Source organism: Acinetobacter sp. WCHAc010034 (assembly GCF_001696615.3).
Taxonomy (GTDB): Bacteria; Pseudomonadota; Gammaproteobacteria; order Pseudomonadales; family Moraxellaceae; genus Acinetobacter.
Genome location: NZ_CP032279.1, coordinates 249984 through 274234, shown reverse-complemented (window position 1 = coordinate 274234; position 24251 = coordinate 249984). Strand labels below are relative to the sequence as shown.

The window sequence follows — 24251 nt, the reverse complement described above, 5'->3', positions numbered from 1 at the left end:
ATTGATTGTCAAAGATAAACGGCGGAAGGGCTTCTATTTTTCTAATTAATCAGTTGATTTGAAATGAAATAAAAATTGAATATCTGCAGGGGATCAAACGGAAATTGACCTGAATGACCAAAGCCATTCAGGCCTTGCAAAGGCTTAGCGGTACTGCTGAATCATTTTTCTGACATTTGTTTTGGCTTCAATGACGGTCATGAATGTATAGGCGCCGATGAATTTCCGGCTGATGAACATGAACTCTTTTGGCGGAACGCTGAAATAGCGGGACGCCATTGATTTGGAGGTCTGCTGCATGACGCGGCTATGCAGCAGGCTTTTTTTCCAGTCATAGCGGTTGTGCTCATCCATCACGCCGGCAGGCAGGTCAGGGTTGTTGCTTAGGCTGCTGAAGGCTTCAGTTGCCAGCAAAAACACCTTAGCCATGTCGGGCTTAATGCTTTGCGGAATGGAGTCAAAGAAATCGTAGCCGGTCATGGCAGCCACCATTTCCTCTGCGCTGTGGTTGTAGCCGGCAAAGATTAAGTTGCGTGCAACATTGAGCAGGTGCTGGTCAAACTGGCGGATGGCGCCAAAGTCCAGCAGCACGATTTTATCGTGAATCTCTGCACCGTTGCCCAAGCGGACCAGGTAATTGCCGAAATTCGGGTCTGTCTGCATTTCGCCCCATTCAAACAGCTCACGCACAGCAATTTCCAGTGATGCTTCGCCCAAGGCATTGCGGCGTTCTTGCGGCAAAGACAGCATGACCGGGCTGTTGATCGGCACGCCGCGTTCAAAGGTCATGCACAGCACTTGGTCGGTGCAGTAATCATCAACAATCTGCGGTACGATGTAGCGCGGATCGGTTTTTAAGCGTGAAGCGAAGCGGCGGGTGGTTTCAGCCTCAATTTGATAATTCACTTCGCGGTGCATCATCTCGCGGACTTCATCAAACCACTGGTCGAATTCGCGGGTTTGCGGCACCATGCGGGTCAGTTTCAGCATGTTTCTGAACAGATTCATATCTGAATCTATGGCATCCGCCACGCCCGGGTATTGAATTTTCAATACAATTTCCAGGCCGTCAGATTTGCGGGTCGCGCGGTGCACTTGCGCTAAGGATGCGGTGCCTAAAGGTTCATGGTCAATGGTCAGATCATTGAGTTTTGCGCCCAGCTGCGCCTGCAGCTGCTCTTTAATTGCCGGCCACGCCAAAGCCACGGTCTGGTTGTTCAGCGTATTTAAGGCCTGCGTGATTTCTTCCGGTAAAAAGTGTTCGCCATACAGTGCCATCATTTGACCAATCTTTACAATTGAGCCTTTCAGCTTGCCAATTTCGGCAACTAAATAGTCGGCCTGCTCTTTCATGGCTTTTTTGCGTTTGCGTTCTTTTTCTTCCTCGCTGGAAAAAATAGTTGTCGCATTTGAAGCCGCCCAGCGCGTTCCTGCAAGTAAAGATGCTTTTGCAATCGATAAGCGTCGATCCATAGAAGAAGTTTTCAGTTGTTTAAGCTTATCGTTCTGATCTGACATGTAAACTAAATCCTTTAATCAGCAAATAGCAGAATAATTCATTGTAGCGAATCTTACCGTGTCTGCGCGTATTAAAAAAGTTCAACATGCTGAATAACCAGTAAAGTTATGCAGCGCTCAGGCTGAAATGCGGCGGCGCTTGATGCAGCCGGGGCCGGCTACAGGTTGAATTTAATTTTCATCTCGGTTTTCTGCTGCAAAAGCTGCTTGTTGGCCTGTATATGCTGGCAGATTAAGACCTGCACAGACGCGTGCATGAAGCCATGCGCATAGCCTTTGACAATGATAATGCTGGGCAGGCTGAAAAACAGATGCTTGGCGTCTTCTGCCGTGGCGCTTTCAAAAATGCCGTTATCCACCAGCATCTGCTGAAAATACAGTTTTTCTTTAACGGCTGTGGGGTTCAGATCATTCCAATAGCTGTTGCGCATAGCCATCAAATTATTGTGTTTATAGCTCATAAATTCAAACTGGAAAGTAGCGGGCAATGAGCTGGATAAGATTGGGGCAGGCCGCCTGATTTCAATGCCGGCGCAAAATTCAGGCTGTGCGCTAAATTCCAGTTTTCCATTATAGGATTCTGCATATGATTGCTGTACTATTCTGTAAAACACAACAATAGCTTATATGGGATTTTGCCGCTTCTGAGGCAAGGGGATTGTATGAAACTGTTAAAGCCGATTTTATTTTGCTTGGCTGCTGCTGGCGCTGGACATGCTTCAGCTGGCGGACTTTCTAAAGAATACCGGCAGTGCATGAATGCCACTTATGGCAATACAGATGTGATTCAAAAATGCCTTAAAAAAGAATTGAAAATTCAGAATGAGGATCTGGAAAAATATTACAAAAAATACCTGAAGAATGCGGGCCCTTATGAAGAAAATTATAAAACCCAGCACAGGCTTTGGGAAGGCCGGATGAATAAGGTCTGCTATTTTAACAGCAATTCAGTGCATGTCGCGATCCGCCAGGCCAAATGCGTTTTAGGCATGACTTCAGAGCGTGCAGGCTATTATGAAAAGAAAACTTCAGCTTTTGAATAATTGCCCTTTATCGGCATGAAAGCGTAAAAAAACCATGAAAACTAAGGTATCATAAGGCGTTTTAAAAATATGACCTTGGAGACGCCTTAAGTGGATCGACCGACTATTAGCCCTGAGCATTTGCAGGAAGCCGCTGAAAATTTAACTACCATCCGCGATTTTATCCGTTTCGGTGTTTCAGCATTACGTCAATACGATGCACACTTAGGTCAAGGCACAGAAGATTATTTTGCTGAAAGTTCTGCACTGGTGCTGCAGACCCTGTCTTTGGACTGGAATGCCGATTCAGAAATTTTAGATGCCAAAGTTCTGCCAAGCGAAGCTGCAGAATTTCTTGCTTTGCTGGCGCGTCGCATCAATGAAAAAGTTCCAACCTCTTATTTGCTGAATTTGGCTTATTTCTTCGGCAAGCCGTTTTATGTTGATGAGCGCGTGCTGATTCCGCGTTCACCGATTGCCGAATTGATTGAAAACCGTTTCGCGCCGTACTGTCTGGATGAAAATGGCCAGGCGCGCGAAGCGGCCAACAATTTGCCGGAAAACCCGAATCCAAAAACACCGCAGCGCATTTTAGACATGTGCACCGGTTCAGGCTGCATCGCCATTGCTTTGGCTTATGCATTCCCGGACTCTGAAGTGGATGCTACGGATATTTCCAAAGAAGCGCTGGAAGTGGCTTCTATCAATGCGGAACATCATAATAAGCAGTATCAGGTGGCTTTGCTTGAATCTGACCTGTTTGCCAAAATCCCTGCCGAAAATCAATATGACTTGATCGTGTCGAATCCGCCGTATGTGGATGCGGAAGACATGGCGGATTTGCCGGAAGAATTCCACCATGAGCCGGAACTGGCGCTGGCTGCGGGCCAAGACGGCCTGGACCTTGTGCGCAAAATGCTGGCGCAGGCTGCGGACTACTTAACTGAAGACGGCCTGATTGTGATTGAAGTCGGCAACTCGGAATGGGCGATGAAGCAGAACTTCAATACCGTTGATTTCTACTGGCTGCAGTTCCAGAAAGGCGGCACAGGCATCTTTGCTTTAACTGCAGCGCAGTGCCGCAAATTCCACGATTTATTCATTCAATCTGTTCAAGCATAAGGAGCCGCTGAGCATGGCCGGTAACAGTATAGGGCAGCTTTTCCGTGTAACGACCTGCGGTGAATCTCATGGCGCAGGCTTAATGGCGATTGTGGATGGCGTTCCTCCCGGCCTTGCACTGAGCGCAGAAGACCTGCAGGCAGACTTAGACCGCCGCAAGCCGGGCACATCGAAGTTTGCGACGCAGCGCAAAGAACCGGATGAAGTGGAAATCATTTCCGGGGTATTTGAAGGCAAAACCACCGGTACGCCAATTGGCCTGCTGATCCGCAATACAGACCAGAAGTCGAAAGATTACGGCAATATTGCGCAGACTTTCCGCCCCGGCCATGCGGATTATACCTATACGCAAAAGTACGGTTTCCGAGACTACCGCGGCGGCGGCCGTTCCAGCGCGCGCGAAACCGCGATGCGTGTAGCAGCCGGCGCAATTGCGAAAAAGTATTTGGCGGAAAAGTTCGGTATTGCAATCCGCGGCCATGTCACGCAAATTGGCACTGAAAAAGCGGAGAAGCTGGACTGGAATGAAGTGCCGAATAATCCATTTTTCTGCGGCGATGCCGATGCTGTGCCGCGTTTTGAAGCGTTAGTGACTTCACTGCGTGAACAGGGCACCAGCTGTGGCGCAAAACTGGAAATTCTGGCGGATAATATTCCTGTGGGCTGGGGTGAGCCGGTCTTTGACCGCCTGGATGCCGATATTGCGCATGCCATGATGTCCATCAATGCGGTAAAAGGCGTTGAAATTGGCGACGGTTTTGCTGTTGCAGGCCAATTCGGCCATGAAACGCGCGATGAGCTGACGACTGACGGCTTCTTGGCCAACCATGCCGGCGGCATCTTAGGCGGGATTTCTTCAGGCCAAACCATCCGCGTTGCAATTGCGCTGAAACCGACTGCATCGATTACGACACCGGGCAAAACCATCAACATCAACCGTGAAGATACAGACGTATTGACCAAGGGCCGCCATGACCCTTGCGTGGGCGTGCGCGCAGCGCCAATTGCTGAAGCGATGCTGGCGATAGTTCTGATGGATCACTTCATGCGCCACCGCGCGCAGAATGCCGATGTTGTTGCGCCATTTGCGCCCATTGAGCCGAAGTAAAAAGTTCTGATTGAAAAGCCGGGCTGTATGTCCGGCTTTTTTTATTTGCCTTGTTTTAAATCAGTATTTTAGATTAGCTGTATAAGAACAGGATTAAGAAAAAAGGAGAACAGGATATGAAGCTGAAATTCAGGCTGGCGCGCCAGGATGATCTGCTGTGTTTAGTCAGCCTGATCAATCGGGCTTACCGAAGCGGCGGCGCAAAGAGCTGGACCAATGAAGAGGGTATTGTGGCAGGTCAGCGCATTGACTTGAATCAATTGCAGCAGGCTTTGGCGCAGCCGGATTTTGAACTTTGGCTGCTGGAGCATGAGCAGGCGGATGCTTCTGAATTGCAGGGCTGCATCGGCTTAACTTTTAATTCAGCATCGGCAGAAATCGGCACATTCGGTGTTGACCCCAAGGCGCAGAATGCCGGTTTAGGACGCAAGCTGCTGACATTTGCGGAAGCATATATTCAGCAGAATCATCAAGCGATTCAGATTTTAGAGATGCATGTGCTGAATGTCAGAACTGAACTGATCGCATTTTATCAGCGCTGCGGCTATGTTCAAACGCAGAAAACTGCAGATTATCCTGTCAATGCCAATGTCGGCCAGCCTTTGCTGGCTCTGCATTTAGTGCATTTGCAGAAAGAGCGGGGAATACAGGGCTTTGCCGAAGCCTGATGTATTGCCTGAACTGCACTGAGATTCTGGCGGGCTGCAGCCAAATCAGCCGGCTCCGCCTTGCAGATTGTTCAGGAAGTTATTCAAAAAATTATTCAGAAAATTTGAGTCAATGACGGCTTTGCCGCTGCATTCCTAAAAATTCAGCGCCTTGATTTTAGCCAAAAGCTGCAGCTTAGCCTGATCAATCAGCACGGGATTTGTGGCGGCGGACAGCTCTGAGGCATTTTTCTCACCCAGAAAATACTTAATGCGTTCAGCATTGGCGCCGGAAGGATGCGGAAAGCCGTCCAGAATCTGTTCTGGCCTTAAATAGCCTAAGCTAGACAGGAAATACAGCACTTCAGTCACGCTCTGGCCAAAGGGAATGTAAACAGTGCTGGCCAACTGCGCGATTTCCGGCAGAAAATAAGCTTCTATATGCTGTTTCAGAAATTCATTTCTCAGCATGCTGGGCGCGGAGCCGGCATAGTTTTTCCCTTTGACCAAAATGCACTGCCTTAGCACGGAGGTCATATGCACCAGCGCTTGCTGCTCATCAAACAGCGCCTGCGCGCTTGGAATGCCCAATTTATGCTGCAGGCCAATATGGTCTAAAATTTTCACTAAATTTGCGCGGATTGGGCCGCTGAACGCGCCTGCTGCTTTGGCTTGCCGTAAAACCGCATCCGCCGGCAAACCCTGCTTCAAGCCTTCCTGCGCGGACTTCAGCGCATTGCGCCACTGCGCTTGGCCGGGGCAGATGCCGGCGAGAACGACCTTGGCCCCTGTGTTGACGGCATCGAAAGGCGTATAGAAGCTTTGCAGATTTCCCACCTTGCAAGTCAGCAACAGCTCGGACTGAGTAAGTTCATCCAGCGAATGCTTCAGAATGGTGCCGGAAAAATCGGCCAGCGTGTAGGCATGCATATATGGGCGCTTAGATTGCAGATGATAACGGCGCTATTTTATGCTTTTTTGCAGCCATGCATAAGTGATGCAGGCTGCAGTGCTTAAGCATCCTGTTCATCACGGCTATAAAATAAGCACAATATTTATAAAAATAATGCTAGAAGATGGAACAAAAATTGCTCATAGTATCTAAAGCAATTATTGCAGGAGAGAAGCGTATCATGCGCTCGCCGAAGGAGCAAAGCCTCAGGAAACTCTCAGGCAAAAGGACTGCAATAATTCAAACATTCTGGAGAGAAGCGTCTGCAAAATGATGCTCACCGAAGGGGGAAGGTTGGTCAGAATAGTTTCTGATTTCAATTGAAGCTCTCAGGTACCCCGACAGATGAGGCACATCATGATTTGAAATGCTTTGCATTTTAAGGGGTGCGTATGTGTCATATTGCAGTGATCGGTGCAGGCATAACCGGGGTGACAACAGCTTATGAGCTGAGCCTGCTGGGCTATCAAGTGACTGTGGTCGACAGGCATTTATATCCTGCGATGGAAACGTCTTTCGCCAATGGCGGGCAGCTGTCCGCCTGCAATGCGGAAGTCTGGAACCAGAAAGCGACGGTGCTGAAAGGCATAAAATGGATGGCGCAGAAATCCGCGCCCTTGCTGCTGAACCCGAGCTTCAGCGTGCATAAATATGCATGGCTGCTCGAATTTATGGGCAATATTAAGCACTATAAAACCAATACCCGGGAAACCGTCAGAATGGCTTTGCTGGCCCGCCAGCGCCTGTTTGAAATTGCGGAAAAAGAACAGATTCAGTTTGATTTGGAAAAGCGCGGCATTCTGCACTTTTACCATACGCAGGCAGATTACGAGGTGGCAGTCCGCGTCAATGAGCTGCTGCGCGAAGGCGGCTTAGAGCGCCATGCGGTAAGCAATGCAGAAATAAAATCCATTGAGCCGAGCCTAACCGGCGATTATTACGGCGGCTTTTACTGCCCGGGGGATGCGACTGGCGATATTCATAAATTCAGTTCGGGCTTGGCTGCTGTCACTGAAAAGCTGGGCGTGACTTATCGGTTTGGCATGGAGGCCTCTTCAGTTCAGCTGGATGACAAAGGCGTCAGAATCCTGCTGAAGCCCAGTGAAGAAAATATGGACAAACCGGCAGATACGGTTGAAATGCTGAATGCGGATGCAATTGTGGTCTGCGGCGGAGTCGGCAGCTATCAGCTGGCGGAAATGCTGGGCGACCGGGTGAATATCTATCCGGTTAAAGGCTATTCTATTACCGTTGAGCTGAAAGATGATGCCAGCCAAGCGCATGCGCCGTGGGTCAGCCTGCTGGATGAAAGCGCTAAAATTGTTACCTCCCGGCTGGGCGCCGGCCGGCTGCGGGTTGCAGGAACGGCTGAATTCAATGGCTATAACCGCGATATCCGTTCTGACCGCATACAGCCTTTAACCGACTGGGTGAATAAAAATTTTGAGCTTTCTACTGAGTTTGTGGTGCCTTGGGCCGGCTTAAGGCCAATGATGCCGGATATGATGCCGAGGGTGGATCGCGGCAAGCGGGAAAGGGTATTTTACAATACCGGGCATGGCCATTTGGGCTGGACGCTGTCAGCCGCCACAGCCGCCATGATCAGCCAGCAGGTTGCGCAAAGCCATCCGGTATAAAGCGCTTCAGCCTTGCGCAAAGCCTATGAATTCTGCAGTGTGTTTTCATGGGCTTAGCATGCACTTTGATCAATTGCTGCGGTTTGCATTGGTTGTAGCTGGAAGCCTGAGCGCATCAGCCGGAAGATATTTTTTTCTTTTTCGGAATTGTCTTGAGGATTAAGTCATAGGAATCTTCGACTAAATTCTTCACTAAATCGGCATGAATTTCGTCACCGGGATAAATGCTGATCCAGTGCTTTTTATTCATGTGGTAGCCGGGTTTGATGCTGGGATAAATGTCCCGGAGCATAATCGAGTTTTCCGGCGCGCATTTTAAGGTCACAATCTGCCGGTCTTGATGCTGCGAGCAGAGCAGGAAAACTTTTTCAAAGGCCTTGTAGACATCCACCCCGGGGCCGAAAGGCTGTGAGCATTCCGCACCCATCAAATGCATCGCCGCCGCTTCAGCAGTTTCTGTGATTTGCTGACCATTCATGCATTATTTTCCTGTGAAAAAATGGGCGGGCAGCGCCTGCTAGTCGTATAAGCGGTAAATTCCGGCAAAGCGGCCGCAGCCTTTTTGCGAAGTTTTTACTGCAAGCAGCGCCTTGCTGTAGCTGAACTGGTATTTGCAGCTGTGTTCATTGTCCGTAATCTGGCTTTTTTGATCCGGCGTAGTATAGGCCAGGAACGGGATGGCCTGCACTTCTGCACGGTTATTCGGGCTGCGGTAGGCCAAGCCTTCAATCTTAATCCGGTCTTTGCTCAGCTGATGCACTTTCATATGCACCTGCGGCTGGGCAAAACGGCCATTTTCAAATTTCAGATAATGCTGCGTCAGGCTTTGGTTTAAAGATACAAAAATATTCAGGTCATCCGCGCGCAGATCAAGCTGCTGCTTAAAGCAGCCCATGCTTTTGCACTGACGCAGGCGCTGCACCCACATTTGCTGCGTATCCTGCACAATGCGGGCGGGCGCATCCGTTACCAAAAGCGCGGTAAGGTAAAGGTTGTCCAGATGCTTGCGCTGCTCTGCAAACTCAGCCGAGCAAATTTTGTGAAGGGAAGCGCTGCCGGCTGCAGCGCAGCTGATTGCTTCCGCATGCGCCGTATTGGCGCACAAATAGCCAATGCCTAAGCCAAATGCAAGGGTTTTGATGATATTTATATCGGTTTTCAACAGCATGATCGCTTATACTTTCACTATGTTGCGCTTGCCCTAACTATAGCGAAATAGAAAGCGTGAATACAAGATTTCAATCGTTTATTTCTGAAGGAAGAATGCCGTGGCTGCACAAATTAGAATCGGTCAAGGACTGGATGTACATGCTTTTGAAGAAGGGGACTTTGTAACGCTGGCCGGCGTTAAAATTCCGCATACGCATGGCTTAAAAGCGCATTCGGACGGCGATGTTGTCCTGCATGCGCTGTGCGATGCGCTGCTGGGGGCATTGGCTTTAGGTGACATTGGACAGCATTTCCCGGATACAGACCCGAACTTTAAGGGCGCAGACAGCAAAGTTTTGCTGAAGCATGTTTATCAGCTGATTTTAGACCGCGGCTATGTGCTGAATAATGCCGATATTACCGTGGCCTGCGAACGCCCAAAACTGGCGAAGCACAATCTGGAAATGCGCCAAAGCATTGCGGATGTGCTGGATGTGGAAGTTACGCAAATCAGCGTGAAAGCGACGACGACTGAACAGCTGGGCTTTACTGGCCGTCAGGAAGGCATTCTCTCAATGGCGACGGTGCTGATTGCTCATGCAAAATGATCCGGATTGATTAAGGACAGTTGCAGCTCCTGAGTGGATTTGCGTCCCTGGAGCTGCAGTGAAACGGCGTGGATCAGCCCCGTCCAGGTTTCATTCGGCTCCCACACCTGATGCATTAAATCCTGCGCAGCCGGAAGTTCGGCATTCATATAATACTGGCGGTATAAATACATCAGGCTGCTGGCGCGGAAGTTTTTGCAGCAATGCACCCAAACCATCTGTTCCTGCACCAAATGGTCAATCATGTCTAAGGCGAGCAGGCATTGCTCATCGGAAGGCATGTCCCATGAAATAGGCAGCTGAATATAGTTCAGGCCCAGTTCTAGGCAAATCCGGTCTTCATTGTTCAAATGGTTGCCGGCATCCGTCAGCGCCAAATTGATCACTGTGGTTACGCCGTATTCTTTAATCAGCTGCAGCTGTTCAGCAGATGGCTGTCCAGATGTAAACAAGTGTTCATGAATAAACTGGAAGTTTTCAATCTGGCTTAAGCCATTTTCAATATCATTCATAACGTTATTTTTGCTTTCAAGTCATACAGCAACTATAAAGTAAAAACGCCATCTTGACGATGGCGTTTTGCAGTTCTTAACGGTTTGGCAGGACGTCCTTAAGCGCCTCATGCATGTCCAGCAGGGCTTTTTCGGTGGTTTCCCAGTCGATGCAGCCGTCTGTGACGGATTTGCCGTATTCCAGATCGTTGAGGTCGGCAGGAATGTCCTGGCGGCCGCCTTTCAGATGGCTTTCCACCATCAGGCCGACAATGGATTTATTGCCGTCTAAAATCTGCTCGGTAATGTTTTTCAGCACCAGCGGCTGCAGGTACGGGTCTTTGTTGGAGTTGGCATGGCTGGTGTCAATCATGATTTTGCCGCTGACTTTGGCTTTTGCCAGCGCCATTTCCGCTTCCGCGACTGAGCCTGCATCATAGTTCGGCTTGCCGTTGCCACCGCGCAGCACAACGTGCGCATAAGGGTTGCCGCTGGTATGAATAACAGAGACCTGGCCCTGATCATTCAAGCCTAAAAAGCTGTGGCCATGCTTAACGGACTGCATGGCATTGGTCGCTACAGTTAAACCGCCGTCTGTGCCGTTCTTGAAGCCGACAGGCGAAGACAGGCCGGAAGACATTTCACGGTGCGTCTGGCTTTCTGTTGTGCGCGCGCCAATTGCAGACCATGAAATCAGATCTTGATAGTACTGCGGCGAGTTCGGGTCCAGCGCTTCAGTTGCGCAAGGCAAGCCCTTTTCATTCAGTTCAAGCAGCAGCTGGCGGCCAATGCGCAGGCCTTTTTCAATATTGAATGAATCATTCATGTCTGGGTCGTTGATCAGGCCTTTCCAGCCCACTGTGGTGCGCGGTTTTTCAAAATAAACCCGCATGACCACATAAATTGAATCTTTAATTTTGTCGCTGAGCACTTTTAAGCGGTCTGCATACTCATGCGCTGCTACGGTGTCATGAATAGAGCATGGGCCAATGACAATGAATAAGCGCTTGTCTTTGCCGTCCAGAATATTGCGGACGGTTTCGCGGCCCTTTAAGACCGTTTGATAGACATTTTCAGTCAAAGGCAATTCTTTTTTGAGCTCTGCTGGCGTTACAAGGGGCAGAATGCTTTTCACATTCACATCATCGATATCTGATTGAGTAATTGGGTTTGACTGTTGTGTATTCATTGCCGTCACTGGTTGTTCATACAAAAGGTTGTTTCATCGCCCGAATATAACATGAATGCAGTACTGCATTGTTATAAAAAAGATCAATAATTCGGTGAAAAAAAAGTGATGAATCGTATGGAAAATTTACACATTCACGCTTTTATCTGCTGAAACCGCAGCGCCGGGCAGCACATAGGCTGCCGCCGGTTTTGCTGCAGGTTTGGCCTTGATCGGGTTGATCATGAAATTCAGGCCTAAGGCAAACAGGGTAATGCCGAGTATCTTGCGGATCAGTTTTTCCGGCAGGCGGGAACTGATGAGCGTGCCGATGATAATGGCCGGAATGGAGCCGCACAGCAGCCAGCCCAGCAAATGGAAGTCCACATTGCCTGAAGTCATATGGCCCATGCCCGCGACAAAAGTCAGCAGTACGGCATGCACCACGTCAGAGCCGATAATCCGGATCATCGGCAGGTTCGGGAACATCAGCACCAGCGCCATAATGCCGAATGCGCCTGCGCCGACGGAAGACAGCGTTACAAATACGCCCAGGATAATGCCCATCAGAATAATATAGGCGCGCTTGGACTTGGTCTGCAGGCTTTCTTTTTCATAATCTAAAGAATAGTCTTCCAGCACGTCTTTGCTGCGGATTTTATTAAACAGCGCTTCAATTTGCGCGCGGAACATGATTGAAATGCCCGTCAGCGTAAGCATGAAGCCCAGCACCATGGTTAAGACCATTTTGTAATTTGCCGACTGGCTTAAATAGTTGTCCAGCACCCAGTGCGTCGCAAAGGATGCGGGAATGCTGCCGGCAGCCAGCCAAATCACAATGGGCCAGACAATATTCATTTTTTTGGCATGCACTAAAGAGCCGCAGAATTTTGAAATAGCGGCATACAGCAAGTCGGTGCCAATCGCGATATGCGGTTCAATTCTGAATAGGCTGATCAGAATTGGCGTCATCAGTGAGCCGCCGCCGACACCGGTAATGCCGACGCAGAAGCCGACCAAAACACCGGCCATAATAAATTCGAAAGGACCAAACATGGAGATATGCCAAATATCAGAAACGTGCATATGTTATGACTTTTTAATATAAGCCGTTGTCTTGATTGTTGATTTGCTTATTCTAAAAAAAGATAAAGCGCGGCGGGGCATCAACGCCGCTGCCTGCACGCTTAAAGTACGCATTGCGCTCAGGAATGGAATTCAGCACAGGCTGTTCAGGCGCAGCTGAATCGATTGGCCTGCAGGCGTGGCTCCATTAAAAATAGCGGAGATGCGCTTGATCATGCAGGATTTCGCAATAGCAGGTTGCCCGTTTTCAAAAGCTTAGCGCTGAGACATTCAAACGGAATGGACTATGTTAAAATGCGCGCAAGCTTAAAATGCACCAGCGTCATGAGGATAAAAACTTGCAAAACCGGAAGCTTAAAATTGGAATCGTTGTGGGTGAAGTATCGGGCGATACCTTGGGCGCCAAGCTGATCCGCTGTTTCCGTGAGCAAGGCATTGATGCTGAATTTGAAGGCATTGGCGGCCCGCAAATGATTGCGGAAGGCTTTAAAAGCTATTATCCGATGGATATTCTTTCGGTGATGGGCATTGTTGAAGTGCTGAAAGACCTTAAAAAATTATTTGCGGTGCGTGACGGCTTGCTGGACAGATGGACTGAAAATCCTGTCGATGTGTTTATCGGCATTGATGCGCCGGATTTCAACCTGCGCTTGTCGAAAAGCCTGAAGCAGAAACAGCTGCCGGTTAAAACTGTGCAGTATGTCAGCCCTTCGGTCTGGGCGTGGCGCCAAGGCCGCGTGCATGGCATTAAAGCCAGCATTGATCTGGTGCTGTGCCTGTTTCCGTTTGAAAAAGCCTTTTATAAAAAATGGGATGTGCCGGCTGCCTTTGTTGGCCATCCGCTGGCCAGCCAGCTGCCGCTGCAGAACCCGATTGCGGAAGCCAAAGCGGAACTGGGGCTGAGCGAAAATCAAAAGCATATTGCCTTGCTGCCGGGCAGCCGGCGCGGTGAAATTGAGCGCTTAGGGCCTTTGGTGCTGGAGGCGGCGCATATTGTGATGCAGAAGCATCCTGAATATGTATATCTGATCCCGGCCATTAACGATGCGCGCAAGCAGCAGATTGAAGCGTTGCTGGAAAAATATCCGGCCGAATTTAAAGCCAAAGTGCAGCTGCTGGAAAACACCGGCACGGAATCTAAAATTGGCCGCCAGGTGATGAATGCCTCAAATATTGTTGCGCTGGCGTCGGGTACGGCAACCCTAGAGGCCATGCTGCTGCACCGCCCGATGGTGACGTTTTACCAGCTGAACTGGCTGACCTATCATGTGGTGAAATTCTTAATCAAAATTCCGTATTATTCGCTGCCGAATATTATTGCTGGCAAAAAAGTGATTCAGGAGCTGATTCAGAAAGACGCCACGCCTGAAAAGCTGGCCGCTGAAATTGAAAAGCTGATGGATGTGGAAACGGCGCAGATTCAGGCCATGCAGCATATCACCATGCATAAGCAGCTGCTTTCCGGCAACAGTGAAGACCCGGTTCAGGCCATTTTGAGTATTTTAGCGCAGCCCTAAAGCTGCCACGACATGCTCAACTGCCTCTTTACAATGAGCGCAGAGGCTATGCGCTCCGCTGAAACTGCTGGCGGTACTGGCTGGGCGTGAGCTCAAAACTGCGCTTGAAGGTCTGGCTGAAAGCAGTTTCGGAAGAATAGCCGACTTTATGCGCAATCTGCTGAATAGACAGCTGGCCGCGGCGCAAATGCTGCTGCGCCAGGCGCAGGCGGTGCTGCTGCAGATAGGCCAGAGGCGGTTCGCCAATCATTTGGCTAAACAGGTTGGCGAACTTTGAGCGCGACATGCAGCATTGTTCAGCCAAGCTTTCCACAGTCCATGCGCGTTCAGGCTGGCCGTGAATGGCCGCCAAGGCATTTGACAGTTCAGGATGCGACAGCGCATTCAGCCAGTTTTTGGAATCGCTGAGCTGGGCAATATGGTCGCGCACGCATTCTATAAATAAAATGCTGACCAGATGATCGAGGATTTTGTCCCGCCCGGGGCGGATTTGATTCACTTCGACGGCTAAAAACTGCAGGCCGATTTGCAGCCATTCCGGCGCGGTGCTGCTCATAATATGCTGAATATGCATATATTCCGGCAGGGCATTAAACAGCGGCTTGGCCATAATGCTGTCGACATGGCCGCGGATAGCAAGAATCAGGCATGCTTCATGTTGGGGAAACTGCTCGGATTCCAGCTGGATAGTTTTATGGCGCTTTTCATCGAACAGCGGGCTGATGTTCAAGACTGGATTAAAAACCGGGTGCTGCGATGCGGTGCAGAAATGATTTTGCCCTGAGGGAATTAAAATCAAGTCGCCGGCTTCAAGCGCAATCTGTTTCCCGCCCGCGTGCAGCAGGCACTGGCCCTGCATCATGGCGTAGGCGATCATGGCGCCCTGTTCATGATAGTGAAAGGCCCAATTATTTTTAGCTTGCAAATAGATATATTCAGACTGGTTTAAATGAATATCATCAAAAATTTTACTTAAAGCATCCATGTTTTATCGTTCTATCTTGATTGCATGCAGGCTATGCGCATATCCAAGCATAGCCGTTTATGTGTTTTGAGGTCAGTTCATATCAAAATAAGCCAAAGACTTTTGCATAGTTTTTTTGGACGGCTGCGACTGTTGCTGCATGCGCATTTCTAGAAATATAAGCATAGAACAAAAAAATAGGGAAGACAGGCAGATGAATGCACCAGTAAAAGTCAGTTCGGAATTGCAGCAGAATAGGCAGAGCGGCCGCCAGCTGGATAAAAAGCGCTATGGCTGGCTGCTGAGTCCGGGCCTGCCGGTCATCGGCATGGGGATTCTGGCCGGCTATCACTTTGGCCCGAAAATGAGCAAAAAAGCTTTTGCCTTAGGCGGCCCGCTGCTGCTGCATGTGATTATTCCCGGCATTGATGCTCTGGTTGGCGCAGATGACAACAATCCGACAGATGATGAAATTAAGGTGCTGGCGCAAGATCCTTACTATGACCGCATTGTGAAGCTGTTTATTCCTTTGCAGATGGCTGCCAATGTTTTTGCCGGCTATGTGGTGAGCCGCAAAGAGGTGTCATTGTTAGACCAGATTTTGCTGGGCATTTCCATGGGCGCGATTAATGGCGTCGGGGTAAATACTGCGCATGAGCTGTGCCACCGGCCGAATAAAAAAGACCATTACTGGTCGCATGCCACGCTGATGCCGCTGGCCTATAATCATTTCCGCATTGAGCACCCTTATGGCCATCATAAGCGGGCCGCCACGCCGGAAGATCCGGCTTCATCTAAAATGGGTGAAACTTTTTATGAGTTCTGGCCGCGCACGGTTTTTGGCGGGATTAAGTCCGCGGTTGAAATTGAACAGCAGCGCTTAAAGCGCAAAGGGCTGTCATTCTTCAGCCGGGAAAATGAGCTGTTTCATGGCTGGGCCATGAGCGCGGGCTTTCATGCCGGCATGCTGAAGCTTTTCGGCAAGCGGGCTGCGCCGTATTTGGCGGTGCAGGCGCTGTATGGCATCAGCCTGTTTGAAATTATCAATTATATTGAGCACTATGGCTTAAAGCGCGGGCAGAAAGCGGACGGCAGCTATGCGCGCACCATGCCGGAACACAGCTGGAATAATAACAATATTGTGACCAATCTGTTTTTGTATCAACTGCAGCGCCATTCAGACCATCATGCCTATCCGACGCGGCCATTTCAGGCGTTGCGCCATTTTGATGAAGCGCCGGAACTGCCCAGCGGCTATGCGACTATGCTGATTCCGGCACTGATTCCAGCCCTGTGGTTTAAAATGATGGACCGGCGGGTGTTTGAGCATTATCAAGGCGATTTAAGCAAAGCCAATATCCATCCTAAGCGCCGCGCCCGGATTTTTAAGAAATTCGGGCTAAGCGAGGAGTAATACAGGAAAGTTTAAGCCATTGGATTTAAAGACAGGCTCATGGGAAATTATGGGCCTGTCCGGCTTTATCTGGATGGAATCTCTTTGGAACTTTCGGATTAATCTGCCTAGGTCAATTTAAAGCGCCGGATTCTGCATTTTCATTTGCGCGCGCTGAAGCGTTTGCGCAAACACGGGATTCCAGCGCTGATAAGAAAAACCTGTAGACGGATGCTGAATGCAGCAGATGTCGATATGCTCAGGAAGTTTTGGAAGATGCGAGCTTAATGCTTTGCCAAGAACCAAGATAACTTGCGGCGCCAGCTGCTGCACAGTTTCAATAAAAGGCTGCTCTGCAGAAGCCCACATGGCGGGTGTAGGCCTGTCTCTTGGATTCTCCGAAACAAATTCTGGAATGTAATTATAAAAAGCGATGTGTTCCCAAACTTCTCCCCGCGTACGGCTGTCCAGATAACTGGTTTTATCTAAGCCAAGCAGCACTTTAGAGGTTTTGGTAAAGAATGAATGCCTTTCATCCTGCGCCAGCCAGCGGACAATTTCTGTTGTAAAGTCCGGGTGGAATTTGGATGTTTCGCCGTAATGTGATTCTCCAAGCACCAGAACACGCAATCCAAAGCGGTTATTGCTTAAATACCTGCTGCCAATCCAAGGTTCAAATTTTGCATACGGCGCAGTCTGAGATACTGCTGTTGTCACAGGATAGCCGAGATTGGCTTTAAACGTTTCCCCGCAAGCCCCGTCTTCAATCAATTGCGCAAGCAGCAGGGAAGCCTGCTGATGTCCAATCAAAAATTTACGCTGCAAGTCCGAAACTGAAATATGCTCCAGCTGCTGCAGATAGATTTTTGCCTGCGGCAGCAGTTCTTTATTATTCGGCGTCATGTTTTTCTCCTTCGGTTAAACGGACAAGCACCATGCTGGCATTGTCATAAGCTTTGCGTTCTTCGAGCATCTGCTTCACTATCTTCAGCCATTCCTTCAGCGCCATGTCTGCTTGAAGCGCAGGCCACTCATGACATTCCATCACATCATGCAGGCCATCTGTGCAGAGCAGCAGGGCATCGTCCGGGGTTAAATATTCTTCATAGGCAGCCAGTTCTGGAACTTCATGCAATGGGTCAGCGCAAAAATAGTACAGCAGGGCATTGTAAATTGTGGCGTACTGCTCACCGGCCTGCAGCTCGCCATTCAGGCGCAATTGCTCCAAATAATTATGATCGCGCGTCAAGCAGCGCCATTGCTGGGAATGGCTGCTGAACAGGTACACGCGGCTATCGCCTAAATGCTGAATATTCACAAAATTCTGTGGAGATGAGTGGCTGACTAAAGCCAAAGTTGTACTTGCGCCATAGTATTTTTCATTATTTGCCAAGCTGCGGCTTAAATGCTGCTGAAGCGTTTGAAAACTAATGGACTGAGCTGAATCTGAAGCCTGCTGCAATACACTGTTTAAAAGCAGCAGCGCAGCCTGTTCAGCGCCTGGACTGCTGCTGACGCCGTCCGCAACAGCCGCGCACCAAGGCGCATTGGCTGCGGCATGGCAATGCCGGCTGATCAGTCCGTCATGCTGTATGACTTTGCCGTTAACTAATATGGCGTCCTGCTGGCGGGCTGACCGCGCCCGCCAGGTTAAAGCCTGCATTTCATAAATCAGAGGCATGCTGCGAACCTTGGCTTGAATTTGCCTTATTTATAAGCGTTTCAGTAGGGCGGTGCAAGCTTTATTTTTAATGTAACTAATTGAATTGTATTAATATTTTATTATTTAAACATGCTTTACGCTTTTCAGGCTCCGTTCACGGCGGCAAAAGCGCAGCAAATTGCAAAAAATATTTCAAGGTGAAAAAAAGCACACACTGCGCGGGCAGTGCGTGCTTAAAATTTAATAATAATCAATATATTAAGGCACCAATACATTCAGCTCGCGTAAAATGCTGCAGAGCTTGATCATCGGCATGCCCATCAGCGTAGTTTGGTCATGGCCGCTCATTTCTTCAAACAGGCTGATGCCAAGGCTTTCACACTTAAAGCTGCCGGCGCAGTGAAGCGGCTGCTCAATTTCAATATAGCGTTCAATTTCCGGCAGGCTGAGCTTACGGAATTTCACCTTGTAATGCTCCACCAGCGTCTGCTCAAAACCGGAAGCTGCGTGCTGCACGCTGAGCGCCGTACTGAAATAGACAATCTTGTCCGAATTGGCCTGCAGCTGCTTAATGGCTTTTTCTGGGCTCAGCGGCTTGCCGATAAAGATATCCGGCGCGCCTTCACGCCATGCCACCTGGTCTGAACCAATCACAATCGCATCGGGATGCTGCCCGGCAATGCACTTGGCTTTTTCAAAGGCCAAGCGTTTCGCCAGATCATCGGCATGGCTTTCGCCGCGCGGCGTTTCATCAATATCCGGCACAATAGACAGGTAATCAACCCGCAGGCGGTCCATTAAATCCCTGCGGGTTTGACTGCTGGACGCCAAAATGATTTTTTGAGTATTCATCACACTGCATATTCCATAAGGACATTAAGCGGCACATAAGACAGTACGGCTTGATGACATGCTTGTAGTTTAATAGGCGGGGCAAAGCCTGCCTGATAGGATTCCACCCAGCGGGTCACGCAGATGCACCAGAAATCGCCCGGCTGCAGGCCGGGAAAACCGGCTTCCGGCAGCGGCGTGATTAAATCATTGCCTGTCTTTTGAGAAAAGTTTAAAAACTCGGAAGTCATTTGCGCGCACACCGTATGCTGACCCAGATCAGTCATGGACGTATGGCAAAAGCCGTTGCGGAAATACCCGGTAATCGGGTCAAAGCAGCAGCTGGCCAGAGGCTCGCCTAAAACGTTTAAACGGTTAATATTTGGATCAGGATGAATAGACATAAGCGCTGAGTCTTTAGAGGGCTTTTTACTATGATAGCAAAAGTTTAGCTTTCGCTGCCTTTTCTGCAAAAGAAGCTAACCTTTTTCTGCATAATCATTTAGAATCTTGGCGTTTTGATATCAATGAAGAGAGCTATATGAACTTTCAGCGTATGACTGACCTCGATTTAGCAGGCAAGCGCGTTCTTATCCGTGAAGACTTGAACGTGCCTGTTAAAAACGGTGTGATTACCAGCGATGCGCGTCTGCGCGCGGCATTGCCGACCATTAAAGCAGCCCTGGAACAAGGCGCGGCGGTCATGGTTTATTCTCACCTGGGTCGTCCTGTTGAAGGTGAGCCGAAAGCTGAACAGTCATTGGCGCCGGTGGCCGCTTACCTGACTGAGGCCTTGGGCCAAGACGTTAAATTATTTACAGACTACTTGGACGGCGTTGAAGTTCAGCCGGGCCAGGTTGTACTGCTGGAAAATTGCCGCTTCAATGTCGGCGAAAAGAAAAACAACCCAGAACTGGCAGCCAAATACGCAGCGCTTTGCGATGTATTCGTAATGGATGCTTTCGGCACTGCGCACCGCGCAGAAGCCTCAACTGAAGGCGTTGCGCGCTTGGCGCAGGTTGCAGCTGCTGGCCCGCTGCTGGCGGCTGAATTGGACGCTTTAGGCCGCGCGCTGCAAACGCCTGAAAAGCCAATGGTGGCGATTGTTGCAGGCTCTAAAGTTTCAACTAAATTAGACGTTTTAACTTCACTGTCTGATATTTGCGACCAGCTGATTGTCGGCGGCGGCATTGCCAATACTTTCCTGGCGGCGGCTGGCTTCAATGTCGGCAAATCGCTGTGCGAACACGACCTGATTGACACGGCAAAAGCCATTGCTGCCAAAGTTTCTGTGCCGCTGCCGACAGATGTGGTCGTTGCAGATGCATCTGAAATCAATTTTGATGACTTCCTGGGCTCTTTAGCTGCAGCCAAAGCTGTGGTGAAAAAGGTTGAAGATGTTGCGGACAATGACATGATTCTGGATGTAGGCCCGGAAACTGCGCAAGCGTTTGCGGACATTCTGAAAACTTCAAAAACTATTCTTTGGAACGGCCCGGTAGGCGTATTTGAAGTAGACCAGTTCGGTGAAGGCACAAAAACTCTGTCTTTAGCGATTGCTGAATCTGAAGGCTTCTCTATTGCGGGCGGCGGCGACACTTTAGCGGCGATTGATAAATACGAAGTTGCGGACAAAATCGGCTACATTTCTACCGGCGGCGGCGCTTTCCTTGAGTTCGTAGAAGGCAAAACATTGCCTGCAGTTGCGGTATTGCTGGAACGCGCATAATTCTAGCGCTGCGTGGGCAGAAAACCCTGCGGAAAAAACCGTGATAATCAAAGAGGGGCTGATTAAGATCAGCCTCTCTTTTTTGCAAATAGCAGATCAGATTTAAGTGATTCATTTTTTAGTCATTAAAATGAAATATATCTGCAATAAAATTCCCTGCAGTTACTCATCAACCTGTAGGAAAACCTGATGAACCTTAAATTGGCACTTGCAGCATTATTAATTGCGCCTTTGGCATTAACAGCATGTTCTAAAAAAGAAGAAGCGCCGAAAGCTGAAACTGAAGCGTCTGCACCGGCTGCCGATGAGAAAGTTACGCCGGAACAGCTGGCTGCAATTGATGCATTAGACAAGCCAGTACTGGATGAAAAAAATACTGATGTGCCTGCAGAAATCGCCAATGCGCCTGCAGATGAAGCGACACCGGATGCTGAAGCGTCAGCGGCTGCGCCGGCAGCTCACTGAGTTTGTTGTTTTTATTTTAAAAGTCCCTGCAAATGCAGGGATTTTTTTTATAAAAGGGCTTTTTGCTGCTGATTTGAAAGCATTGAGCATGTAGAATATGTCGCATTACCTGGGAGGACATTATGGCTCTTATTTCATTGCGCCAGCTCTTGGATCACGCCGGCGAACATGCTTACGGCGTACCAGCGTTTAACGTAAACAACTTAGAACAAATGCGCGCAATTATGCTTGCAGCAGATGCAACAAACTCACCTGTGATTGTGCAAGCCTCTGCAGGCGCGCGCAAATATGCAGGCGCACCTTTCTTGCGTCACCTTATTTTAGCTGCGATTGAAGAATGGCCACATATTCCGGTGGTAATGCATCAAGATCACGGTACAGATCCGGATGTATGCCAGCGCTCTATCCAACTGGGCTTTTCATCTGTAATGATGGACGGTTCATTAGGCGCAGACGGCAAAACGCCGACAACTTATGAATATAACGTTGACGTGACCCGCCGCACTGTGCAAATGGCGCATGCATGCGGCGTTTCTGTAGAAGGCGAGATCGGCTGCCTGGGTAGTCTTGAAACCGGCATGGCGGGCGAAGAAGATGGCGTAGGCGCAGAAGGCGTGCTTGACCATTCTCAGCTTTTGACTTCTGTTGAAGAAGCGCGTCAATTTGTTGCAGACACCAATGTCGATGCTTTGGCGATTGCTGTAGGCACCTCACACGGCGCGTACAAGTTTACCCGTCCGCCTACAGGCGACATTTTGGCCATTGACCGCATTAAAGAAATTCATGCTGCCTTGCCAAATACGCACCTTGTAATGCACGGTTCAAGCTCTGTTCCTCAGGAATGGCTTGCAATCATCAACCAGTACGGCGGCGACATCAAAGAAACTTACGGTGTGCCTGTAGAGCAGCTGGTTGAAGCGATTAAGCACGGCGTGCGTAAAATCAACATCGATACAGACTTGCGCTTAGCGTCTACTGGCGCAATGCGCCGTATGATGGCTGAGAAGCCAAGCGAATTTGATCCGCGCAAATTCTTCTCTGAAACTGTTGATGCAATGAAGCAGATCTGTGTTGACCGTTATGAAGCGTTTGGCACTGCGGGCAACGCAGACAAGATTCGCCCAATTTCTTTAGAGAAAATGGTTGAACGCTATAAATAATCTGCCATAGATGATTGCTGCGGAAAAGCAGCATCAGCTGTGCGATGCCAGTCAATTAAGCGATTGACTGGCATTTTTTTTGATATTTTTTCGGTACGCTTTACTGTTAGAGAAAATTGCCTAGACTCAGATTTAGCTGAAACCAGTTTTTTTAATGAAACTCTGACTTTAAAAGCGAAGCAGAAGCCATAAAAAATGAGCGCATCTGGATGCGCTCATTCATTTTTATTGCATTGCCGCGTGCAGGCTTTATTTGCGCTGCTTGCGGTAAACGCTTGGCCGGACAGGCTTTGCGCTTTTCCATAAGCCTTTCTTATGCTTGCGGGCATGCTCCTGCAAGGCCAGCATATGCTTGAGCTGCTTTTTATCGCGGATATATTCCTCATACACCCAAGCCGCGCCGCGCTTGATCATTTCTTCATTCATATTGCGCCGGTAGCGGTAAATCACCCCCACGCAGCGGCCATAGCGGTCGACATCGGTAATTTTGACCCGAACCAGCTTCTTATGCACCATGGCCTGCACCATGCGCTGTGACTCTTTGCCATAGGCCTGAGAAGATTCAGGCGCATCGACATAGGCAAAGCGCAATTTGGTTTGCGAACGGCGGATGTTCAGCCGCGAGCAGGTGAGGGTATCGCCGTCACTGACCGCAATCACGCGGCACCAGTATGACTTGCCTTTTTTAAAGGGGGTGAACAGCTCGGCCAGAAAAAGATAAATTTTGCGGAGAAGAAATAAAGCAGCAAGGCACAGCGCCATGCCTAAGGCAATCAGCCAGCCGGGAGATAGGTTTGCAAGCATAAAGAAAAAAGACTGCTGAATTTATTGATCCGTATCCAATAAATCCAGCAAAAGTTGGAGACCTTAGAATGTGCTGTATTGTAAATGAAATCTGCTGAAATATCCGGCGGATTGATCCAATGTTGGCTTAAAAAACATCGAACAATCAATATTTTGCTGAAATATTAGGCGGCTAGTTGCGGATGCTGAAGATGATTTCCGGCGCAGATCCGCTGCGCCGTGCCTGTTGTAAATAGCCTAAGCAAATTTATACCCCATTTAAAATAGCCTAAGCAAAAATTTTAAAAATTTCACTCCGCAAAAATTGATGACGCGGATTTTCCTGCAGATCCTTATGCCAATGCATCCCCATATTAATTTCCGGCAGTTCTACAGGCACCTCAAAAATTTTCAGGCATTCAGGAATTTGCAAATGCGCCAAGATATTTTTCGGAATAGTCAAAATCGCCTGCGGCTGCTGTTCCAAAATCTGCAAGGCGGTTGAATAGTGCTGGCAGCGCAGGAAAATCTGCCGGGACAGCTGCCTGCGGTTAAGATGCACGTCTTCCAGCAATACGCCAGTGCGGCGCGAAGACACGCCAATATGCGGCGAGGACAGATAGCTGGCTTCAGTCATCTGATTCTGCTGGGTGCAGGCCGCAAACTGGTCTTGCAGCAGCTTCTGAAACTGAATTTTTTCGCCGAAGTTCTGCTCCAGATCAATCACAAAATCAATCTGCTGGGCAGCCAAGTCCGCCGCAATGCTTTTGCGCTCCAGCTTGATGCTGAAAAACTGAATGGCCAAATCCAGCTGCTGAAAATGCGCCACCAGCTTGGGGAAAATAATCGGTTCAATTTCATCATGCACCGCAATTTTCAGGCTCTGCACCATGCTGGGGTCAAAGCACTGCTTCTGCATGGAAATGCCTTGAATTGCCGCCAGCGCATTTTGAATGGCCGGGTAAATCTGTTCTGCAAAAGGCGTCGGCAGCATTTTGCTGCCGGCGCGCACAAACAGGTCATCCTGCAAATGCTGCCGCAGGCGCTGCAGGGCATGGCTGGCGGCCGACTGGGTAATGCACAGAATTTGCGCCGCTTTGGAAATATTCTGCTGCTCAAATACCGCAATAAACAGCGGATATAAATTGATGTCAATGCGGTGGAAAGCGCGCATATCGAGAATGCTTTTTCTATGAATATTATGCATGATCTGCTATGGAGTAAAATCATTTTATTCA

The 24251-nt window shown here is 49.2% G+C and carries 26 protein-coding genes and 1 riboswitch; of the genes, 11 read left to right on the top strand and 15 right to left on the bottom strand.

The window, feature by feature from the left end:
* Nucleotides 1–144: 144 nt before the first annotated feature.
* Together BEN74_RS02650 and BEN74_RS02645 are read right to left on the bottom strand one after the other, a co-directional pair.
* On the bottom strand, nucleotides 145–1518 hold the full coding sequence (locus BEN74_RS02650) for an ABC1 kinase family protein (protein ID WP_068910080.1): 1374 nt from the start codon (nucleotides 1516–1518) through the stop codon (nucleotides 145–147).
* Between the two features lie 158 nt (nucleotides 1519–1676).
* Nucleotides 1677–1979: a hypothetical protein gene (locus BEN74_RS02645; RefSeq protein ID WP_068910082.1), complete on the bottom strand. Its 303-nt coding sequence runs from the start codon at nucleotides 1977–1979 to the stop codon at nucleotides 1677–1679.
* A 201-nt stretch (nucleotides 1980–2180) separates the two neighbouring features.
* Between BEN74_RS02645 and BEN74_RS02640 the strand changes: the two genes are divergently transcribed.
* From BEN74_RS02640 to BEN74_RS02625, 4 genes are all read left to right on the top strand, one after another.
* The gene (locus BEN74_RS02640) at nucleotides 2181–2561 is read left to right on the top strand and encodes a lysozyme inhibitor LprI family protein (protein ID WP_068910084.1); all 381 of its coding nucleotides are present in this window, start codon (nucleotides 2181–2183) and stop codon (nucleotides 2559–2561) included.
* A gap of 90 nt (nucleotides 2562–2651) precedes the next feature.
* Nucleotides 2652–3662 (top strand): 50S ribosomal protein L3 N(5)-glutamine methyltransferase, encoded by a 1011-nt coding sequence (prmB, locus tag BEN74_RS02635; RefSeq protein ID WP_068910086.1) that lies wholly within the window; start codon nucleotides 2652–2654, stop codon nucleotides 3660–3662.
* Nucleotides 3663–3675: 13 nt separating this feature from the next.
* The gene (gene aroC / locus BEN74_RS02630) at nucleotides 3676–4770 is read left to right on the top strand and encodes a chorismate synthase (protein ID WP_068910088.1); all 1095 of its coding nucleotides are present in this window, start codon (nucleotides 3676–3678) and stop codon (nucleotides 4768–4770) included.
* Between the two features lie 116 nt (nucleotides 4771–4886).
* A complete protein-coding gene (locus BEN74_RS02625) occupies nucleotides 4887–5438 on the top strand; it encodes a GNAT family N-acetyltransferase (protein WP_068910090.1) in 552 nt (183 codons plus the stop codon).
* A 135-nt stretch (nucleotides 5439–5573) separates the two neighbouring features.
* On the opposite strand, the gene BEN74_RS02620 is transcribed toward BEN74_RS02625, so the two are convergent.
* Nucleotides 5574–6347, bottom strand: a complete 774-nt coding sequence (locus BEN74_RS02620) for a hypothetical protein (RefSeq protein WP_068910092.1) — start codon at nucleotides 6345–6347, stop codon at nucleotides 5574–5576.
* Nucleotides 6348–6523: 176 nt separating this feature from the next.
* Nucleotides 6524–6612: riboswitch (glycine riboswitch) on the top strand.
* Between the two features lie 149 nt (nucleotides 6613–6761).
* Here BEN74_RS02620 and BEN74_RS02615 point away from each other — a divergent pair.
* Nucleotides 6762–8006 (top strand): D-amino acid dehydrogenase, encoded by a 1245-nt coding sequence (locus tag BEN74_RS02615; protein ID WP_068910095.1) that lies wholly within the window; start codon nucleotides 6762–6764, stop codon nucleotides 8004–8006.
* Nucleotides 8007–8121: 115 nt separating this feature from the next.
* Here BEN74_RS02615 and BEN74_RS02610 read toward each other — a convergent pair whose 3' ends face one another.
* Both BEN74_RS02610 and BEN74_RS02605 read right to left on the bottom strand, forming a co-directional pair.
* A complete protein-coding gene (locus BEN74_RS02610; RefSeq protein ID WP_068910097.1) occupies nucleotides 8122–8484 on the bottom strand; it encodes an MmcQ/YjbR family DNA-binding protein in 363 nt (120 codons plus the stop codon).
* A gap of 39 nt (nucleotides 8485–8523) precedes the next feature.
* The gene (locus BEN74_RS02605) at nucleotides 8524–9174 is read right to left on the bottom strand and encodes a hypothetical protein (protein ID WP_068910099.1); all 651 of its coding nucleotides are present in this window, start codon (nucleotides 9172–9174) and stop codon (nucleotides 8524–8526) included.
* A 100-nt stretch (nucleotides 9175–9274) separates the two neighbouring features.
* Here BEN74_RS02605 and ispF point away from each other — a divergent pair, with 100 nt between their 5' ends.
* On the top strand, nucleotides 9275–9763 hold the full coding sequence (ispF, locus tag BEN74_RS02600) for a 2-C-methyl-D-erythritol 2,4-cyclodiphosphate synthase (RefSeq protein ID WP_068910101.1): 489 nt from the start codon (nucleotides 9275–9277) through the stop codon (nucleotides 9761–9763).
* Here the strand turns inward: ispF and BEN74_RS02595 are convergent.
* From BEN74_RS02595 to BEN74_RS02585, 3 genes are all read right to left on the bottom strand, one after another.
* Nucleotides 9751–10275 (bottom strand): protein tyrosine phosphatase family protein, encoded by a 525-nt coding sequence (locus BEN74_RS02595; protein WP_068910104.1) that lies wholly within the window; start codon nucleotides 10273–10275, stop codon nucleotides 9751–9753. The two genes, ispF and BEN74_RS02595, sit on opposite strands and share 13 nt — an antisense overlap.
* 76 nt (nucleotides 10276–10351) lie before the next feature.
* Entirely contained in the window at nucleotides 10352–11443 is a 1092-nt protein-coding gene (locus BEN74_RS02590) for a 3-deoxy-7-phosphoheptulonate synthase (protein WP_068910189.1), read from the bottom strand.
* 126 nt (nucleotides 11444–11569) lie between these two features.
* Nucleotides 11570–12478 carry a sulfite exporter TauE/SafE family protein gene (locus BEN74_RS02585; protein WP_068910106.1) on the bottom strand — a complete coding sequence of 303 codons (909 nt, stop codon included), beginning with the start codon at nucleotides 12476–12478 and terminating at the stop codon, nucleotides 11570–11572.
* A gap of 368 nt (nucleotides 12479–12846) precedes the next feature.
* Here BEN74_RS02585 and lpxB point away from each other — a divergent pair, with 368 nt between their 5' ends.
* The gene (lpxB, locus tag BEN74_RS02580; protein ID WP_068910192.1) at nucleotides 12847–14025 is read left to right on the top strand and encodes a lipid-A-disaccharide synthase; all 1179 of its coding nucleotides are present in this window, start codon (nucleotides 12847–12849) and stop codon (nucleotides 14023–14025) included.
* A 46-nt stretch (nucleotides 14026–14071) separates the two neighbouring features.
* Here lpxB and BEN74_RS02575 read toward each other — a convergent pair whose 3' ends face one another.
* Complete coding sequence (locus BEN74_RS02575) at nucleotides 14072–15010, bottom strand: AraC family transcriptional regulator (protein ID WP_068910108.1); 939 nt, start codon at nucleotides 15008–15010, stop codon at nucleotides 14072–14074.
* A gap of 193 nt (nucleotides 15011–15203) precedes the next feature.
* Here BEN74_RS02575 and BEN74_RS02570 point away from each other — a divergent pair, with 193 nt between their 5' ends.
* Nucleotides 15204–16403, top strand: coding sequence for an alkane 1-monooxygenase (locus tag BEN74_RS02570; RefSeq protein WP_068910110.1), 1200 nt, complete (start codon nucleotides 15204–15206; stop codon nucleotides 16401–16403).
* 117 nt (nucleotides 16404–16520) lie between these two features.
* On the opposite strand, the gene BEN74_RS02565 is transcribed toward BEN74_RS02570, so the two are convergent.
* From BEN74_RS02565 to BEN74_RS02550, 4 genes are all read right to left on the bottom strand, one after another.
* A complete protein-coding gene (locus BEN74_RS02565) occupies nucleotides 16521–17285 on the bottom strand; it encodes a hypothetical protein (RefSeq protein WP_068910112.1) in 765 nt (254 codons plus the stop codon).
* Nucleotides 17272–18063: a PP2C family protein-serine/threonine phosphatase gene (locus BEN74_RS02560; RefSeq protein WP_228200384.1), complete on the bottom strand. Its 792-nt coding sequence runs from the start codon at nucleotides 18061–18063 to the stop codon at nucleotides 17272–17274. The genes BEN74_RS02565 and BEN74_RS02560 overlap by 14 nt, the downstream gene beginning before the upstream one ends.
* A gap of 240 nt (nucleotides 18064–18303) precedes the next feature.
* Nucleotides 18304–18897, bottom strand: a complete 594-nt coding sequence (locus BEN74_RS02555; RefSeq protein ID WP_068910114.1) for a Maf family protein — start codon at nucleotides 18895–18897, stop codon at nucleotides 18304–18306.
* The gene (locus BEN74_RS02550) at nucleotides 18897–19280 is read right to left on the bottom strand and encodes a DUF2237 family protein (protein ID WP_068910117.1); all 384 of its coding nucleotides are present in this window, start codon (nucleotides 19278–19280) and stop codon (nucleotides 18897–18899) included. The genes BEN74_RS02555 and BEN74_RS02550 overlap by 1 nt, the downstream gene beginning before the upstream one ends.
* Nucleotides 19281–19417: 137 nt before the next feature.
* On the opposite strand from BEN74_RS02550, the gene BEN74_RS02545 reads away from it, so the two are divergent.
* The 3 genes from BEN74_RS02545 to fba all read left to right on the top strand — a co-directional run bounded on the left by BEN74_RS02545 (nucleotide 19418) and on the right by fba (nucleotide 22230).
* Nucleotides 19418–20605 carry a phosphoglycerate kinase gene (locus BEN74_RS02545; RefSeq protein WP_068910119.1) on the top strand — a complete coding sequence of 396 codons (1188 nt, stop codon included), beginning with the start codon at nucleotides 19418–19420 and terminating at the stop codon, nucleotides 20603–20605.
* Nucleotides 20606–20794: 189 nt separating this feature from the next.
* Complete coding sequence (locus BEN74_RS02540; protein ID WP_068910121.1) at nucleotides 20795–21070, top strand: hypothetical protein; 276 nt, start codon at nucleotides 20795–20797, stop codon at nucleotides 21068–21070.
* A gap of 122 nt (nucleotides 21071–21192) precedes the next feature.
* Nucleotides 21193–22230, top strand: a complete 1038-nt coding sequence (gene fba, locus BEN74_RS02535; protein ID WP_068910124.1) for a class II fructose-bisphosphate aldolase — start codon at nucleotides 21193–21195, stop codon at nucleotides 22228–22230.
* A gap of 249 nt (nucleotides 22231–22479) precedes the next feature.
* Here fba and BEN74_RS02530 read toward each other — a convergent pair whose 3' ends face one another.
* Both BEN74_RS02530 and BEN74_RS02525 read right to left on the bottom strand, forming a co-directional pair.
* Nucleotides 22480–23034: a thermonuclease family protein gene (locus BEN74_RS02530; protein WP_068910126.1), complete on the bottom strand. Its 555-nt coding sequence runs from the start codon at nucleotides 23032–23034 to the stop codon at nucleotides 22480–22482.
* Nucleotides 23035–23302: 268 nt separating this feature from the next.
* Nucleotides 23303–24220 (bottom strand): LysR family transcriptional regulator, encoded by a 918-nt coding sequence (locus tag BEN74_RS02525; protein ID WP_068910129.1) that lies wholly within the window; start codon nucleotides 24218–24220, stop codon nucleotides 23303–23305.
* Nucleotides 24221–24251 lie beyond the last annotated feature (31 nt).

Bases quoted from the DNA above. Each gene is read 5' to 3' on its own strand.
- BEN74_RS02650 (WP_068910080.1), bottom strand. From the start codon at position 1,518: ATGTCAGATCAGAACGATAAGCTTAAACAACTGAAAACTTCTTCTATG.
- BEN74_RS02645 (WP_068910082.1), bottom strand. From the start codon at position 1,979: ATGAGCTATAAACACAATAATTTGATGGCTATGCGCAACAGCTATTGG.
- BEN74_RS02640 (WP_068910084.1), top strand. From the start codon at position 2,181: ATGAAACTGTTAAAGCCGATTTTATTTTGCTTGGCTGCTGCTGGCGCT.
- aroC (WP_068910088.1), top strand. From the start codon at position 3,676: ATGGCCGGTAACAGTATAGGGCAGCTTTTCCGTGTAACGACCTGCGGT.
- BEN74_RS02625 (WP_068910090.1), top strand. From the start codon at position 4,887: ATGAAGCTGAAATTCAGGCTGGCGCGCCAGGATGATCTGCTGTGTTTA.
- BEN74_RS02620 (WP_068910092.1), bottom strand. From the start codon at position 6,347: ATGCATGCCTACACGCTGGCCGATTTTTCCGGCACCATTCTGAAGCAT.
- BEN74_RS02615 (WP_068910095.1), top strand. From the start codon at position 6,762: ATGTGTCATATTGCAGTGATCGGTGCAGGCATAACCGGGGTGACAACA.
- BEN74_RS02610 (WP_068910097.1), bottom strand. From the start codon at position 8,484: ATGAATGGTCAGCAAATCACAGAAACTGCTGAAGCGGCGGCGATGCAT.
- BEN74_RS02605 (WP_068910099.1), bottom strand. From the start codon at position 9,174: ATGCTGTTGAAAACCGATATAAATATCATCAAAACCCTTGCATTTGGC.
- BEN74_RS02595 (WP_068910104.1), bottom strand. From the start codon at position 10,275: ATGAATGATATTGAAAATGGCTTAAGCCAGATTGAAAACTTCCAGTTT.
- BEN74_RS02590 (WP_068910189.1), bottom strand. From the start codon at position 11,443: ATGAATACACAACAGTCAAACCCAATTACTCAATCAGATATCGATGAT.
- BEN74_RS02585 (WP_068910106.1), bottom strand. From the start codon at position 12,478: ATGTTTGGTCCTTTCGAATTTATTATGGCCGGTGTTTTGGTCGGCTTC.
- BEN74_RS02575 (WP_068910108.1), bottom strand. From the start codon at position 15,010: ATGGATGCTTTAAGTAAAATTTTTGATGATATTCATTTAAACCAGTCT.
- BEN74_RS02570 (WP_068910110.1), top strand. From the start codon at position 15,204: ATGAATGCACCAGTAAAAGTCAGTTCGGAATTGCAGCAGAATAGGCAG.
- BEN74_RS02565 (WP_068910112.1), bottom strand. From the start codon at position 17,285: ATGACGCCGAATAATAAAGAACTGCTGCCGCAGGCAAAAATCTATCTG.
- BEN74_RS02560 (WP_228200384.1), bottom strand. From the start codon at position 18,063: ATGCCTCTGATTTATGAAATGCAGGCTTTAACCTGGCGGGCGCGGTCA.
- BEN74_RS02555 (WP_068910114.1), bottom strand. From the start codon at position 18,897: ATGAATACTCAAAAAATCATTTTGGCGTCCAGCAGTCAAACCCGCAGG.
- BEN74_RS02550 (WP_068910117.1), bottom strand. From the start codon at position 19,280: ATGTCTATTCATCCTGATCCAAATATTAACCGTTTAAACGTTTTAGGC.
- BEN74_RS02545 (WP_068910119.1), top strand. From the start codon at position 19,418: ATGAACTTTCAGCGTATGACTGACCTCGATTTAGCAGGCAAGCGCGTT.
- BEN74_RS02540 (WP_068910121.1), top strand. From the start codon at position 20,795: ATGAACCTTAAATTGGCACTTGCAGCATTATTAATTGCGCCTTTGGCA.
- fba (WP_068910124.1), top strand. From the start codon at position 21,193: ATGGCTCTTATTTCATTGCGCCAGCTCTTGGATCACGCCGGCGAACAT.
- BEN74_RS02530 (WP_068910126.1), bottom strand. From the start codon at position 23,034: ATGCTTGCAAACCTATCTCCCGGCTGGCTGATTGCCTTAGGCATGGCG.
- BEN74_RS02525 (WP_068910129.1), bottom strand. From the start codon at position 24,220: ATGCATAATATTCATAGAAAAAGCATTCTCGATATGCGCGCTTTCCAC.